Here is a 13806-nt window from a genome sequence, read left to right as displayed (position 1 = left end):
ATCTCTCCCTTAGATTTCGCTGCCGAAGGAGGAGGAGAACCGCACGTCGCCCTCGAACAGCGGACGCAGGTCCTCGAGGTTGTGGCGGAACATGAACGAGCGGTCGATGCCCATGCCGAAGGCGAAGCCGCTGTAGACCGACGGGTCCACGCCGCAGGCGGTGAGCACGCGCGGGTTGACCACGCCGCAGCCGCCCCACTCGATCCAGCCCTCGCCGCGGCAGGTCCGGCACGACGCAGGGTCGACGTTGCGGCACACGAAGCAGAGCACGTCGACCTCGGCGGACGGCTCGGTGAAGGGGAAGTACGACGGCCGGAACCGCGTCGTGATGCCGTCACCGAAGAGCTGGGAGGCGAAGTGGTCGAGCGTGCCCTTGAGGTGGGCCATCGTGATGCCCTCGTCGACCACGAGGCCCTCGACCTGGTGGAACATCGGCGAGTGCGTGGCGTCGTACTCGTCGGTGCGGAACACCCGGCCCGGACAGACGACGTAGATCGGCGGCTTGCGCGTGAGCATCGTGCGCGCCTGCACGGGCGAGGTCTGGGTGCGCAGCACGACGTGGTTCTCGGCCGGCTCGGTCCAGAACGTGTCCTGCATGGAACGCGCGGGGTGGTCGGGGCCGAGGTTGAGGGCGTCGAAGTTGAGCCACTCGGCCTCCACCACCGGGCCCTCGGCGACCTCGTAGCCCATCGCCACGAAGAGGTCGGCGATGAGCTCGGACTGCAGCGTGAGCGGGTGCCGACCACCGCGACGGGCGCGGGTGGTGGGCAGGGAGACGTCGACGGTCTCCTCGACCAGCATCCGCTCCTCGTGCTCGGCCTCGAGGACCACCTGCCGGGCGGCGAGCGCCTGGTTGACGGCCCCGCGGGTCTGGCCGATGCGCTGGCCGGCGTCCTTGCGGGCCTGGGGCGGCAGCGCGCCGATCTCGCGGTTGGCGAGGGCGAGCGGGGACCGGTCGCCGGTGTGGTCGATGCGGACCTGCTTGAGGGCGTCGAGGTCGGCGGCGGCGGCGATCGCGGCCAGGGCCGCCTCGCGCATCTCGTCGACCTGCTCGGCCTTGAGCGGGGTCACTTCGACAGGGTCGTAGTCGGTGTTGGGGCCGGACATGGCTCCCTTTCGCATGGCTTCATCAGGTCGCCGCTGAGTCTAGAAGTGGGTGAGCGTCGGGTCGGACGGGGACTCCCCGGACCCGGATGACGTCAGCTGCCCGACGGACCAGGTCCGGGGCGCAGAAATCGCAAGCTCGTGTCCACGACCGTGATGCTACCCGTTGAAGGACGCGAAGACGCCACTGCATTCGTCGGTGGCCGTGGTGGGCATCGAGGCCACGTCGACGTCCTCGAGCACGGTCGCGGCACGCGATCGGCCGAGGTTCCAGGCGCGGGCGTCTTCCAGCGTCTCCTCGTCCATGCTGGTCAGGGGCAGCAGCCGGAGCACGCACCTCGCCGCCTCCGGTCCGAGCCGGTCGGCGATCACCGGGGCGGCGTCCGGGGACAAGGACATCAGGTATGGCACGTCGAGCTTGCCGGTGGCGTCGTAGCGGTCGAGGTTGCGTCCGGCGACCCAGGCGTCCGGGTTGATCGCGGCGAGGCCGACCAGCGCGAGCGCACCGGAGGCGAGGGCGATCCGCGGGAGCCACCGGCCCCAGCCGGCGACACCGGCGACCATGATCGCGAGCACGACGAACCCGAGCCAGCCCTCGAAGACGTCGACGAAGAGCCGCAGCGTGGTGAAGCCGTAGGCGTCCTGGTAGACGCTCATGCCGCGGAGCGCCGACGCGACCACGAGGAGCGTGAGCACGCACAGCAGGCCGAGCGACCCGAGGAGCCAGCGCCGGTCGTCCGGCGTCTCGCCGGCACGCCTGGAGGCCACCCACACGACGAGCACGGTGAGCGCCGTGGCGAGGGTGAGCTGGCCGAAGCCCTGGTGCACGAACTCGGCGTACGTCAGCCCGGTGGTCTGCCGGATGTAGTCCTCCCCGCCGACCAGGGCCCGCGCCTGCGCGGCCATGAAGGCGAGGAACACCCCGTCGACGACCAGCACCGGGACGAGCCACTCGAAGCGGTTGGCCAGCGGCGTCGGCCGCCGGTCGCCGTACATCTCCACCTGCGCCGGGTTGAGGGCGAGGTAGGCGGCACCGAGGGTGACGGCGAAGACGAAGCACGCCAGGAACGCCCGGCCGACGATCTCGTTGAACGTGAGGCTGGGGACGAGCTGGTCGACCCACGAGCCGAAGACCGGGTTGGCGGTGGCGAAGATCGTGCCGAACACCCCGAGCCCCAGCAGCGACCACAGCGCCGTACGCACCACGGCCGGCGTCTGCGAACCGGCCCGCCCGAAGCGCAGCGACCGGCCGAACCAGGGCAGTCCGCGCAGCGACGACATCGGCCAGGCGATCCCGGACAGCAGGAAACCGGGCAGCGAGCGCGCGCCCGTCACGCCGCACAGGAACACGGCGGTCGCGGCGAGCAGGCACAACAGCTGCACCCACTCTGCGGCGAGCAGGGTCATGGGGAGCACCAGCAGCACGGCCAGCCCGGTGCACGTCAGCGTCCACGGGTCGCGACGGTGGCGGGCGGTGAGGAACGCAGCCGCGCCGCAGCACAGGCCGACCAACGTCCAGCTGATGCCGGGGCCGTGGAAGGACAGGGCCGCGCCGGCGATGATGCCGGCGATCGCGGCGGCCAGGACCGTGCGCCATCCCGACGCCTTCCCCGACTCGGGCCAGAACCGGCCGAACAGGGCGTCCACGCCCGTGGCGGGGCGGGCGGGAGTCGGGCGGGTGGGCGTGGACGTGCTCACGGCTGGCTCCTGGGTGAGGGAAGGAACGGAAGGTGCGGGGGACGCGGGGCCGGGACCGTCGACCTCGAGCCGCAGCCGGGCTCCCCGCCCGGACGCTGGGTCGAGGAAGCGCAGGGTGCCGCCGTGGAGCTGCGCCACCCACCGGGCCACGGCGAGGCCGAGGCCGGTCCCGCCGCCGCCGTCGGTGCCGAACCGCTCGAAGACCCGCTCGCGGTCCTCGGGGGCGACTCCCCCGCCCTCGTCGGCGACCTCGAGCCACCACCGACCGCCGCCACCGGGACCTGCTCCCCCGGACACGTGGACGGTGGTGCCGGTCGGCGCGTGCCGCCCCGCGTTGTCGAGCACGTTGACGAGCAGCTGTCGCAGCCGGGCCGGGTCCCCCTCGACCTCCAGGTCGGCCGGGACCGTCACGTCGAACGCACCCGTGCGACCGGCCGCGGCCACCTGGGCGACGGACTCCTCGACCAGCGATCGCAGGGCGACCTGCTCGCGGTCCAGCTCCACCACGCCCGCCTCCAGGCGCGAGAGCTGGAGCAGGTCGTCGACGAGGCGCCCCAGCCGCTGGGCCTCCTCGAGCGCGGCGCCGAGGTGCTCGGAGTCCGCGGGCACGACGCCGTCGGCGAGGTTCTCGAGCAGTGCCGTCATCGCCGTGAGCGGCGTACGCAGCTCGTGGGAGACCGTGGCGATCAGGTCGCGTCGCTCGCGGTCGACGGTCGCGAGGTCCTCGGCCATCCGGTTGAAGGCGGCGGCGAGCTGGCCGACCTCGTCGGTGGCGGTCGTGCGGACCCGGCCGGAGTAGTCGCCGCGCGCCATGGCGCGCGAGACCTCCGTCATCCGGCGCAGCGGCGCCACCATCCCGGCCGCGAGCAGCTGGGTGACGCCGAGGGCGAGCGCCACGCTGACGGGGAGCACGAGGAGCGGCGGGACGTCGGCCGCCGAGCCGAGGAGGCTCAGGAGCACGGCCACCACGACGGACGCGGCGACGAGCAGCCCGAGCTTCACCTTGAGGCTGGACACCGTGTCGAGCGGCGTCGGCGTGCGCGGAGTCATGTCAGGTCCTCGAGGGAGTAGCCGACGCCGTGGACCGTGCGGATCCGCTCGGCACCGACCTTGGCGCGCAGCGCCTTGACGTGGCTGTCGACGGTGCGTGCGGCGCCGGGGCTCCCCCAGGCGTCGCCCCAGTCCCAGACCTCGCGGAGCAGCCGGTCGCGGCCGAGGACCTGGCCGGCCTCGCGGGCCAGGCACAGCAGCAGGTCGAACTCCGTCGGCGTCAGGTGGACCGGCTCGCCCGCCACGGTCGTACGCCGGGTGCCGGGGTCGATGCTGATCGCACCGACCTCGAGGGCGGCGGGCCGTTCGGCGGCGAGAGCCTCGGCACGCTCGACGCGCCGCAGCAGGGCGGCGACGCGGGCGACGACCTCGCGCATCGAGAACGGCTTGGTGAGGTAGTCGTCGGCGCCGACCCCGAGGCCCACGAGCACGTCGGCCTCGTCGTCGCGCGCGGTCAGCATCAGCACCGGGACGGGGCGCTCGGCCTGGATCCGGCGGCAGACCTCCAGGCCGTCGAAGCCGGGCAGCATCACGTCGAGGAGCACCACGTCGGGTCGCACGGCTGCCGCGACCTCGACCGCGGACGGACCGTCGAAGGCCTGCTCCACCGTGTAGCCCTCGGCGCGCAGCCGCTGGGCCAGCGCATCGTTGATGGTGCGCTCGTCCTCGACCACCAGGGCGGTCCGCACGGGCATGCTCGACGTCATGCTCCGACCCTAGGAGCCCGGGCGCGCGGGAGGCGGGGACGACTCGTGAAGGTTGTGTGGAGGTGGTCGTCGGGCCGGGTCACTCCGGGCGCTGGTCGTCGCTCGGCCAGTCGACCATCACGCGCGCTCCGCCGCCCGGGGCGTCGTCGATGGTGACCCAGCCGCCGTGCGCACGGGCCAGGCCGCCGACGATGTACATCCCGAGCCCGCTGCCGCCGGAGTCACCGGTGGTCCAGAACTTGGTGAAGACCCGCCGGCGCAGCTCGACGGGGATGCCGTCGCCCTCGTCGTCGACCGTGGTGCGCACACCGGTGCGGTCGGGGGTGCGGGCCAGCCGGACGCTCACCTGGCCCTGCCCGTGGCGGATGGCGTTCTCGACCAGGTTCGTCACGACCTGGGTGAACTTGTCGGGGTCGGCGAAGACCTCCGGAAGGTCGTCCTCGACCTCGAGGAGGATCTCGCGCGACGTGCCGGCCTCGATCGACTCGACGACCCGGCGCACCAGGACCTCGGCCGACGACTCGCGCGGGTAGAGCTGGAGCCGGCCGGTGTCGATGCGGGCGACGTCGAGGAGCTCGGCGATCAGCCGGGCCAAGCGGTCGGCGTCGGCGTTGACGGTGTTGAGCATCAGCTTGCGCTGGTCGTCGGTCAGCTTGTCCCATCGGTTGAGCAGGGCCTGCACGAAGCCCTTCACACCGGTCAACGGGGACCGGAGCTCGTGGGCGACGGTGGCGACGAGGTCGGAGCGCTCGCGGTCGAGCCGGGCACGGCCCCGTCCGCTGCGGAGCCCGACAGCGATGCCGACGACGGGACCGAGTGGCTCGTCGCGGACGAGCCTGGCAGTGGTGAGCACCTCCTCGCCGGAGGCGTTGAGCCACGACTGCTCGGGGACGGCACGGACGATCGAGATGCTGTCGAAGGGCCGGTTGACGTCGAGCCAGGTGCGCCCGTCCTGGTCGAGGAGCCGCAACAGCTCGGACAGCGGCAGGGTCGCGGCCTCCTGCGCGTCGATGCCGAGCAGCGCGGCAGCCTGGGAGTTGATGATCGTGACGACACCGTCGCGGGTGGCGCCGAGGACGCCGTCGGGGTAGTAGTCGGCAAGCGAACGCAGCCGGGTGGGCGTGCTCTCGACCTTCCTCTCCCCGGACACGTCGGTCACCCTAGGGCAGATTCAGGGCCGGGACTGCGGCTTCGGCCGTCGCAGGCCCGCGGCGCGCAGGGCCGACACCAGCTCGCGCGAGGAGACCGGCACGGCGCCGGCGGCGACCATCGCGTCGTAGTAGTCGTCGGGCACGTCGTAGTGGTCGCGGTCCCAGCCCCGGGCCGGGATGCCGTGGGCGGCCGCGAACTCGTGCGCCTCGTCGTACGACGTGTCGCTGGCCAGGTGGGACCAGAGCCGGTCCCACCTGGCCACGGCAGGTGGATCGATGAGGATCATCGCCGCGAGGCTAGCCGGTCGCCCGGCTCCCGCTCACGCGTGCGATCACCGATAGAAGGCGCGGATCGCGGACGCGAGCTCCTCGGGGACCTCCATCGAGGCGAAGTGACCGCCCTCCGGGTGCTCGGTCCAGGACACGATGTCGGTGTTGTCGCGCTCGGCGAAGGGGCGCAACGTCTGGAAGTCGTCGGCGAAGACCGCGACACCGATCCGGCCCTCGTTGACCCGCGCCTCGACCGCCTGCTCCGCGCGGTAGGTCTGCACCGCACCGCCGCTGCTGTTGGTGAACCAGTACAGGCTGACCTGGGTCAGCACCTGGTCCCGCGTGAGGCGCGAGGTGCCGTTGCCGAAGCTCTCGAAGAGCTCGTTGTAGGCGAGCTGGCCCACCGGGGAGTCGCTGAGGGCGGCGGCGATGGTGCGCGGCCGCGACGCGTTCATCGCGGCGTACCCGTTGACGGTCTGGAACCACCCGGCGAACTCCAGCGCGGCGTAGTCGGACGGCGTCATCTTCTCGAACTCGGCGGGGTCGCCCGACGGGAACGAGAACAGCTGGAGCACGTGCGCGCCGAGGAAGCCCTCGGGGGCCAGCATCGCGAGCTCACGCGAGACGATCGCGCCGTTGTCGGAGCCGTGCGCGCCGTAGGACTCGTAGCCGAGGCCGCGCATCAGCGCGTCCCAGGTGCGGGCGGTGCGGGTGGAGTCCCACGCGCCGTCGGTGAGCGGCTGGCTGTGGCCGACGCCCGGGATCGACGGGATCACGAGGTGGAAGTCGTCGCTCAGGTGCGGCACCAGGTCGAGGAAGTCCACGAACGAGCCCGGGTAGGTGTGCAGGAGCAGGAGCGGCGTGGCGTCCTCGTTGGCCGACCGGACGTGCACGAAGTGGATGGTCTGGCCGTCGATCTCGGTGAGGAACTGCGGGTACGCGTTCATCCGCTCCTCCTGGGCGCGCCAGTCGAAACCGGTGCTCCAGTGCTCCACCATCTCGCGGAGGTAGGCGACGGGGGCTCCGGCCGACCAGTCGTCGGTGCCGGCGGTGTCGACCGGCTCGGCGGCGTAGCGGGTGCGGGCGAGGCGGGCGTGGAGGTCGTCGATGGCGTCCTGCGGGACGGCGACCGTGAAGGGGCGGAGGTCGAGGGGCTGGGTCTGGCTCTGGTGAGTGGTCATGGAGGTACGGTAGGAAGGGTTCCGGCACGGATCACTCCGCTATTTTGGGAGCTCCATCCACTTCCTCGCGCTGCTCCCGAGAGGGTGCTCGATGCCGCTCCAGACGTCGTCCAGGCTCCTCGCGCTGCTCAGCCTGCTGCAGGCGCGGGAGGTGGTCGCAGCGTCCGACCTGTCGGCCCGGCTCGGCGTCGGCGAGCGGACGGTCCGCAAGGACGTCGAGCGGCTCCGCGAGCTCGGCTACCCGATCGACTCGGTGCGCGGACCGTCCGGCGGCTACCGCTTCGGCGACCACGGTCGGCTGCCTCCCCTGCTGCTCGAGCCCGACGAGGCGGTGGCGGTCGCCGTCGGGCTGGGCTCGGCAGCCACGGTCCGCGGGCTCGAGGAGCCCAGCGCCCTCGCCGTGGCCAAGCTCGAGCAGGTGCTGCCCGACCGCCTGCGGCGCCGGGTGCGGGCGCTCCACGAGAGCACCGACATCGGTCCGACGAACACCGCCACCAACGTGCCGGCGCCGGTGGTCGATGTGGGCCTGCTCGCCGACCTGGCCGCGGCGATCCGCGACCACGAGGGCCTGCGGATGCGGCACCACCACCCTGGAGCGGCCGACGCCGAGGAGCGCGTCGAGGCCGACCCCTACCGCCTCGTGAGCTGGCAGGAGCGGTGGTACGTCGTCGCCCGCCGCCGCGACGACCGCAGCTGGCAGGCCTACCGCGCGGACTGGATCGAGCTCCGGACACCCGGTGCCGGACGTTTCGTGCCCGACCCGATGGAGGGCGGGGACTACTCGGCTTTCGTGCTGCGGCAGGTGGCGTTCTCTGGCTGGTCGGTGCACTGCCGCATCGCCGTCGACGCCCCCGCCGAGGAGGTGCTGCGCCGGATCAACCCCACCGTCGGCGTGGTGGAGACGGTCGACGAGGCGCACAGCGTCCTGGTCACCGGGGCCGACAGCGTCGAGATGGTCGCCGTGTGGATCGGCATGCTCGGCCTCGACTTCCACGTCGACGAGCCGCCGGAGCTCGTCGCGCACGTGGCTGCCCTTGCCCGGAGGTACGCCGGGGCCGTGCCCTCCGCGTGAGGCGTCAGGTGCGCTGCGCCCGGGCGCTGGCGTAGAGGCACACGGCCGCGGCGGTGGAGAGGTTGAGGCTCTCGGCGCGACCGTGGATCGGGATGGCGACGCGGTGGTCGGCCAGTGCCGCGAGCTCCGCCGGCAGGCCCCACGCCTCGTTGCCGAAGAGCCACGCCGTCGGGCCCGCCAGGTCGGCCCCGAACAGGTCGACCTCGCCCGAGCCGTCGGCGGCGAGCACGGTCAGGCCACGCGCCTGGGCGGCCCGGACCGCGGTGGCCGGGTCGGCCTCGACTGCGAAGGGCAGGTGGAACAGGCTGCCGACGGTGCTGCGCACCGTCTTGGGGTTGTAGGCGTCCACGGACTGGCCGGCGAGCACCACGGCGTCGGCGCCGGCGGCATCCGCCGTACGGATCACGTTGCCTGCGTTGCCCGGGTCGCGCACGTCGGCGCAGATCGCCAGCAGGCGAGTCGAGGCGGTGACGACGTCCGCGAGCGGCGCGTCGATGTGGTGGCACAGTGCCACCACCCCCGCCGGGGAGACCGAGTCGGAGAGCGAGGCGAGGGCACGCTCGTCGACGAGCGTGACGGTGGCGCCGGCCAGCAGGTCGGCGTGGTGCTCGAGCGCCGCGGGCGTGGCGAAGACCTCGACCACGCAACCCTCGATCGACAGTGCGCCCTCGACGGCCTTCGGGCCGTCGGCAAGGAAGAGCCGCCGCTCGGTGCGTACCGAACGGCGGCTCAGCTTGCGAGCCTCCTTGACGCGGCTGTTCGTCGCGACGAGAGGAGTGCTCATGTGGATCAGGCCCGCTTGATCAGGCACTGACCTTGGGCGCGTTGACGTCCTCGGGCAGCGCGGCCTTGGCAGCCTCGACCAGCGTGGCGAAGGCCGGGGCGTCGTTGACGGCGAGCTCGGCGAGGATCTTGCGGTCGACCTCGATACCGGCGAGGCCGAGGCCCTGGATGAACCGGTTGTAGGTCATGCCGTTGGCGCGGGCCGCGGCGTTGATGCGCTGGATCCAGAGCTTGCGGAAGTTGCCCTTGTTCTTGCGCCGGTCGTTGTAGCTGTAGACGAGGGAGTGGGTGACCTGCTCCTTGGCCTTGCGGTACAGGCGCGAGCGCTGGCCGCGGTAGCCGCTGGCCCGCTCGAGGGTGGTACGACGCTTCTTCTGGGCGTTCACTGCGCGCTTCACGCGTGCCATGGGTTACTCCTTGATGCAATGGGGTTGAAGACGGGGACGGCGGCCGGGCCACCAGGTGATGAGGCTCAGATGCCGAGCATCTTCTTGGCGCGGGCGACGTCGCTCTTCTCGAGCTCGACCATGCCGGCGTTGCGACGGTGCTTCTTGCGGCTGCCCGTGGTCGGCGCGGACGCGAACGCAGCACCGGACTTGCGGCCGGCCTGCAGACGCATGATCTTGCCCGAGCCGGTCACCTTGAAGCGCTTCTTCGCGCCCGAGTGGGTCTTGTTCTTCGGCATGTCTGCCTCAACTTCCTTCTGCGTACTGGGTTCTGGGTGGTGGCGCCGATCGAGGTGCGTGATGTGACGACTTCGTCGCCACCCGCTTCGATCGAGCCCTTCGCTTCGCTCAGGCCTCGATCTCGGGATCGAGGTTCTCGGAGCGACCGCGCTCCTTCTTCTGGGCCACGGGGCCGGCGAGGTGTGCTGCCTCGCGCTCCGCGTCCTCCTCCGCCTTCGCGTCGGCGCGGGCCTGGGCCCTCGTGGCGCGGGCTGCGTCGGCGTCGATCTTGGCGTCGGCCTTCTTCTTGTGCGGGCCGATGACCATGGTCATGTTGCGCCCGTCCTGCTTGGGCGAGGACTCGACGAAGCCGAGCTCCTGCACGTCCTCGGCGAGCTTCTGCAGCAGGCGGAAGCCCAGCTCGGGACGGTGCTGCTCACGGCCGCGGAACATGATCGTGATCTTGACCTTGTCGCCCGCGCCGAGGAACCGCACGACGTGACCCTTCTTGGTCTCGTAGTCGTGCGAGTCGATCTTGGGACGAAGCTTCATCTCCTTGATGATCACGTTCGTCTGGTTGCGACGGGCCTCGCGCGCCTTCTGGGCGTTCTCGTACTTGAACTTGCCGTAGTCCATGAGCTTGCAGACCGGGGGGCGTCCCTGCGGGGCGATCTCGACGAGGTCGAGGTCGGCCTCCTGGGCCAGCTTGAGTGCCTGATCGGTCGGCACGATCCCAACGGTCTCACCGTTGGGTCCGACGAGCCGGACCTCGGGTACGCGGATCCGCTCGTTGATGCGCAGCTCGGTGCTGATACTTCCTCCAGTGGTTCGGGTGGGTGGGAGCCGCTCCTGGCTCCTCACCTGACGAACCGGTGGGGAAATGCAGAAGGCTCCCGCTGTGTGCCAAGCGGGAGCCAGTCGTCACACGTCTCCCCTCTCGGGGAAACTGCTGTCCCACACCTGCGACGTACGCAGCTGTGGCACTGGACCGGGACCCGACGATCTGTGGTGCAGGACGATCGGTGCGGGTGGGAGACGGGTGGTGCTGCCTCCGCTTGGCGGGATCGGTGTCGCAAAGGGTTCTACGGCACTGATCGGTCAACACGGAAGGTTAGCGGATCATTCCGGTCCGGAGCCAATCTGGGGGCCGACCCAGCCGTGTCCCTGCCCCTCGCCCAGTGCCACCAGCCGCCACCCGGAGGCCAGCCGGGTGAGGTCGTCGCCGTCGACGACGTACGACGTGGGGCCGGCGAGGTCGACCAGCAGCGCCTCGGCACCATCCTGGACGGCAGCCGTGGCCGCGGTGGCCGCGGTCACCGGGACAGGGCGGGCCTGCGGGTCCCAGCGCGCCATCGTCTCGAGGGAGGTGAAGGCCAGCAGGCCGGTGCCCCCGTCGGCCGCCCGGACGAGCACCGCCGCCATGTCGGACGACTTGTCGTGGGCCAGCCCCTGCGCGTCGAGCTCGACCTCCCCGAGGACCGCGACGACCGGGACCAGGAGGCGCGCGTCCTGCAAGACCGCCAGCACCGCGCCGGACGACGCCTCACCGTCGCGGTGCGCGGCCAGCAACCCGCCGAGGACGGGATCGCCGGCACCGGCGTCGTCGGCGAAGCCGGGGTCGGGGATGGTCCTCACCAGGTGCTCGCTGTCGGGCCGGGCATCGGCCTCTGGAGTGAAGGGGTCCACCGCGCCATTGTCCCGGAGACGTGGACCGTTGTGGGACTCTGGCCCTGTGGAAGGGACTACCTGGGCTGCACTGACCGCCGCACTGACCGTCGCGGGGGCGATCTGGACATGGATCGCGTTCCGCCGCCGGGGAGCGGCCAACGGGCTGCGCGCCCTGGGCTTCACGCTGCTCCCGGCAGCTGCCTGGCTCACCGGGACCCTCGAGGTGGTCGTCGAGATCGCGGGCTCGATCACCGACTGGGCGACGAGCCTGGTCTTCAACGTCCTGACGTGGAGCGGGGTCGGCCTCGCCGGGCTCGCCCTGCTGCTCTTCGTGGTCAGCGGCTTCATCCGGGACCGCCAGCTCGCCCGCGGCCAGGCCGCCGGCGGAAGCGGCAAGGCTCCCGCCGATGCGGCCCCGTCGGCACGCCGCGAGCTGCCGTCGGCCTCCGCGCGCTCGAAGGGGGGATCGCCCGTCGACGACGAGATGGCCGACATCGAGGCGCTGCTGAAGAAGCGCGGCATCGAGTGAGCCACGACTTCGTCGCCCGCAACCGCCTGTGGTCGCGGCTCGACGCTGCGGTCGCCGCGCTCCCCGATCCACCCGCCACGCCGATCGCCGTCGTCGACCTCGACGCCTTCGACGCCAACGCCGCCGACCTGGTGCGCCGGGCCGGCGGCAAACCCGTGCGGGTCGCGTCGAAGTCGATCCGCGTGCCGGCGCTGATCGCCCGCGCACTGGCGCACGACGGCTTCGAGGGTGTCCTGGCGTACGCGCTCGCTGAGGCGCTCTGGCTCCACGAGACCGGCGTGAGCAACGACATCGTCGTCGCCTACCCGACGGTCGACGTGAGCGCGCTGCGTCGGCTGACGGCCTCCCCCGAGGCGGCGGCCGCGATCACGGTGATGGTCGACGACCCCGCGCACCTCGCAGTGATCGACGACGCGCGCCCGGGCGGCGCCGTCGCGGGCGGGGCCGAGATCAGGGTCGCACTCGACCTCGATGCCGGGCTGCGCCTCGGCGGCCAGCACATCGGCCCCAAGCGCTCCCCCCTCTTCGACACCGCCGACGTGGTCGCCCTCGCACGCCTGGTCCACGAGCGCGATGGTGTGCGGCTGGTCGGCGTGATGACCTACGAGGGCCAGGTGGCCGGCGTCCAGGACGACGTGCCGGACCAGCGGACCAGGTCGTTGCTCGTACGACGCCTCAAGCAGGCGTCGATGGCACAGCTCGAGGTGCGTCGCCGCGAGATCTCCGAGGCCCTCTCGCAGGTCACCGGGCTCGAGTTCTGGAACGGCGGCGGCTCGGGTTCCGTCGAGGTGACCGCCGCCGACCCGGCCGTCACCGAGATCGCCGCCGGGTCGGGGTTGCTGGTGCCCGGGATCTTCGACCACTACGCGTCCTTCGAGCCGCGCCCGGCGGCGTACTTCGGGCTCCGGGTGACCCGCAAGCCCACGCCGGCGATGGCGACCGTCCACGGCGGTGGCCTCATCGCCAGCGGCGCGACCGGTGAGGACCGCTCCCCCGTCCCGTGGGCGCCGCCCGGACTGCACCTCACGGGGCTCGAGGGCGCCGGTGAGGTGCAGACCCCGCTGACCGGCCACCCCGCAGCGCTGCTGAGGATCGGCGACCTCGTGTGGTTCCGGCACGCCAAGTCGGGCGAGCTGTTCGAGCACGTCCGCGACGTCCACCTCGTCACCGGCGAGGCGGTCACCGAGGTGGTCCCGTCCTACCGCGGCTGCGACCTTGCCTTCTGACCCGTCGCAGGTCGCCGCGAGCGTTGCCCGGCAGGTCCTGACGGAGCCGCCGACGCTGGGTCCGGGGCGACTCGTCTGCATCGACGGCCCGGCCGGGTCGGGCAAGACGACCCTCGCGGACGCGCTGGAGGCGGCCGCCGACGACGTGGTCGTCATCCACTGCGACGAGCTGCTGCAGGGCTGGGCCGGACTGCCCGGCCTGGCGGCGACCGTGGAGGCCCTCCTGGCCCCGCTGGCGGCCGGTCGCACCAGCCACTGGACGCGGTGGGACTGGCTGGCGGACGGCTGGGCCGAGGACCACCCCGTCGAGCCGGGCGGCCTGCTCGTGCTCGAGGGCGTCGGCTCGTGGTCGCCGGCGATCGCCGACCTGGTCGGGATGCTCGTGTGGGTCGAGGCCGGCCCCGACCTGCGGCTCGACCGTGGCATCGCCCGTGACGGCGAGGCGATGCGCGAGCACTGGTTGCGCTGGCAGGTCGACGAGCAGGAGCTCCACGCCACCTTCCGCACCCGCGAGCACGCCGACCTCGTGGTGTCGACGGACGGCTGACCACCCCACCCTGCCCCCGGTGGGGGTGGCGGCAGGTCGTACGAGAACGGGCCGCGAACCTGCGATGTGCCGCCACCCCCCAGCCCCGACCCTGTTGGGGTGGCGGCAGGTTGCACGAGAGCCGGCCGCGGACCTGCGATGTGCCGCCACCCCCG

General features: G+C 72.2%; 15 protein-coding genes. 4 read left to right on the top strand and 11 right to left on the bottom strand.

Annotation, left to right across the window (positions count from 1 at the left end):
• Positions 1–9 precede the first annotated feature (9 nt).
• The 6 genes from pheS to EUA06_RS03995 form a co-directional block, all read right to left on the bottom strand.
• Complete coding sequence (pheS, locus tag EUA06_RS04020; RefSeq protein WP_129473775.1) at positions 10–1107, bottom strand: phenylalanine--tRNA ligase subunit alpha; 1098 nt, start codon at positions 1105–1107, stop codon at positions 10–12.
• Positions 1108–1263: 156 nt separating this feature from the next.
• Complete coding sequence (locus tag EUA06_RS04015) at positions 1264–3852, bottom strand: DUF4153 domain-containing protein (RefSeq protein ID WP_129473677.1); 2589 nt, start codon at positions 3850–3852, stop codon at positions 1264–1266.
• Positions 3849–4559 carry a response regulator transcription factor gene (locus EUA06_RS04010; RefSeq protein ID WP_129473676.1) on the bottom strand — a complete coding sequence of 237 codons (711 nt, stop codon included), beginning with the start codon at positions 4557–4559 and terminating at the stop codon, positions 3849–3851. The genes EUA06_RS04015 and EUA06_RS04010 overlap by 4 nt, the downstream gene beginning before the upstream one ends.
• Positions 4560–4638: 79 nt before the next feature.
• Positions 4639–5709 (bottom strand): sensor histidine kinase, encoded by a 1071-nt coding sequence (locus EUA06_RS04005; protein WP_242497948.1) that lies wholly within the window; start codon positions 5707–5709, stop codon positions 4639–4641.
• A 21-nt stretch (positions 5710–5730) separates the two neighbouring features.
• Positions 5731–5997, bottom strand: a complete 267-nt coding sequence (locus EUA06_RS04000; protein WP_129473675.1) for a DUF4031 domain-containing protein — start codon at positions 5995–5997, stop codon at positions 5731–5733.
• 45 nt (positions 5998–6042) lie between these two features.
• Positions 6043–7161: an epoxide hydrolase family protein gene (locus tag EUA06_RS03995; RefSeq protein ID WP_129473674.1), complete on the bottom strand. Its 1119-nt coding sequence runs from the start codon at positions 7159–7161 to the stop codon at positions 6043–6045.
• Between the two features lie 91 nt (positions 7162–7252).
• On the opposite strand from EUA06_RS03995, the gene EUA06_RS03990 reads away from it, so the two are divergent.
• The gene (locus EUA06_RS03990) at positions 7253–8233 is read left to right on the top strand and encodes a helix-turn-helix transcriptional regulator (protein WP_129473673.1); all 981 of its coding nucleotides are present in this window, start codon (positions 7253–7255) and stop codon (positions 8231–8233) included.
• 4 nt (positions 8234–8237) lie between these two features.
• Here EUA06_RS03990 and EUA06_RS03985 read toward each other — a convergent pair whose 3' ends face one another.
• The 5 genes from EUA06_RS03985 to EUA06_RS22655 form a co-directional block, all read right to left on the bottom strand.
• The gene (locus EUA06_RS03985) at positions 8238–9017 is read right to left on the bottom strand and encodes a TrmH family RNA methyltransferase (protein WP_129473672.1); all 780 of its coding nucleotides are present in this window, start codon (positions 9015–9017) and stop codon (positions 8238–8240) included.
• A 19-nt stretch (positions 9018–9036) separates the two neighbouring features.
• Entirely contained in the window at positions 9037–9423 is a 387-nt protein-coding gene (gene rplT / locus EUA06_RS03980) for a 50S ribosomal protein L20 (protein ID WP_129473671.1), read from the bottom strand.
• 65 nt (positions 9424–9488) lie between these two features.
• Positions 9489–9701 carry a large ribosomal subunit protein bL35 gene (locus EUA06_RS03975; RefSeq protein ID WP_129473670.1) on the bottom strand — a complete coding sequence of 71 codons (213 nt, stop codon included), beginning with the start codon at positions 9699–9701 and terminating at the stop codon, positions 9489–9491.
• A gap of 109 nt (positions 9702–9810) precedes the next feature.
• Complete coding sequence (gene infC / locus EUA06_RS03970) at positions 9811–10542, bottom strand: translation initiation factor IF-3 (RefSeq protein WP_129473669.1); 732 nt, start codon at positions 10540–10542, stop codon at positions 9811–9813.
• 258 nt (positions 10543–10800) lie between these two features.
• Positions 10801–11367, bottom strand: coding sequence for an SseB family protein (locus EUA06_RS22655; RefSeq protein WP_207208209.1), 567 nt, complete (start codon positions 11365–11367; stop codon positions 10801–10803).
• A gap of 46 nt (positions 11368–11413) precedes the next feature.
• Here EUA06_RS22655 and EUA06_RS22890 point away from each other — a divergent pair, with 46 nt between their 5' ends.
• The 3 genes from EUA06_RS22890 to EUA06_RS03950 are packed head-to-tail and all read left to right on the top strand — an operon-like array spanning position 11414 to position 13651.
• Positions 11414–11878, top strand: a complete 465-nt coding sequence (locus tag EUA06_RS22890; protein WP_242497947.1) for a hypothetical protein — start codon at positions 11414–11416, stop codon at positions 11876–11878.
• Positions 11875–13104: an amino acid deaminase/aldolase gene (locus tag EUA06_RS03955; protein ID WP_242497946.1), complete on the top strand. Its 1230-nt coding sequence runs from the start codon at positions 11875–11877 to the stop codon at positions 13102–13104. The genes EUA06_RS22890 and EUA06_RS03955 overlap by 4 nt, the downstream gene beginning before the upstream one ends.
• Complete coding sequence (locus EUA06_RS03950) at positions 13094–13651, top strand: nucleoside/nucleotide kinase family protein (protein ID WP_207208182.1); 558 nt, start codon at positions 13094–13096, stop codon at positions 13649–13651. Before EUA06_RS03955 ends, EUA06_RS03950 begins: the two co-directional genes overlap by 11 nt.
• The last annotated feature ends 155 nt before the right edge of the window (positions 13652–13806 follow it).

It is taken from the genome of Nocardioides glacieisoli, from assembly GCF_004137245.1.
Taxonomy (GTDB): Bacteria; Actinomycetota; Actinomycetes; order Propionibacteriales; family Nocardioidaceae; genus Nocardioides; species Nocardioides glacieisoli.
The sequence above is the reverse complement of the archived record's forward strand: the minus strand, read 5'-3'. Positions and strand labels throughout refer to the sequence as shown.

What these genes read in the sequence shown, in the direction of transcription:
- pheS (WP_129473775.1), bottom strand. Translation starts at nt 1,107, where the DNA reads ATGTCCGGCCCCAACACCGACTACGACCCTGTCGAAGTGACCCCGCTC.
- EUA06_RS04015 (WP_129473677.1), bottom strand. Translation starts at nt 3,852, where the DNA reads ATGACTCCGCGCACGCCGACGCCGCTCGACACGGTGTCCAGCCTCAAG.
- EUA06_RS04010 (WP_129473676.1), bottom strand. Translation starts at nt 4,559, where the DNA reads ATGACGTCGAGCATGCCCGTGCGGACCGCCCTGGTGGTCGAGGACGAG.
- EUA06_RS04000 (WP_129473675.1), bottom strand. Translation starts at nt 5,997, where the DNA reads ATGATCCTCATCGATCCACCTGCCGTGGCCAGGTGGGACCGGCTCTGG.
- EUA06_RS03995 (WP_129473674.1), bottom strand. Translation starts at nt 7,161, where the DNA reads ATGACCACTCACCAGAGCCAGACCCAGCCCCTCGACCTCCGCCCCTTC.
- EUA06_RS03990 (WP_129473673.1), top strand. Translation starts at nt 7,253, where the DNA reads ATGCCGCTCCAGACGTCGTCCAGGCTCCTCGCGCTGCTCAGCCTGCTG.
- EUA06_RS03985 (WP_129473672.1), bottom strand. Translation starts at nt 9,017, where the DNA reads ATGAGCACTCCTCTCGTCGCGACGAACAGCCGCGTCAAGGAGGCTCGC.
- rplT (WP_129473671.1), bottom strand. Translation starts at nt 9,423, where the DNA reads ATGGCACGCGTGAAGCGCGCAGTGAACGCCCAGAAGAAGCGTCGTACC.
- EUA06_RS03975 (WP_129473670.1), bottom strand. Translation starts at nt 9,701, where the DNA reads ATGCCGAAGAACAAGACCCACTCGGGCGCGAAGAAGCGCTTCAAGGTG.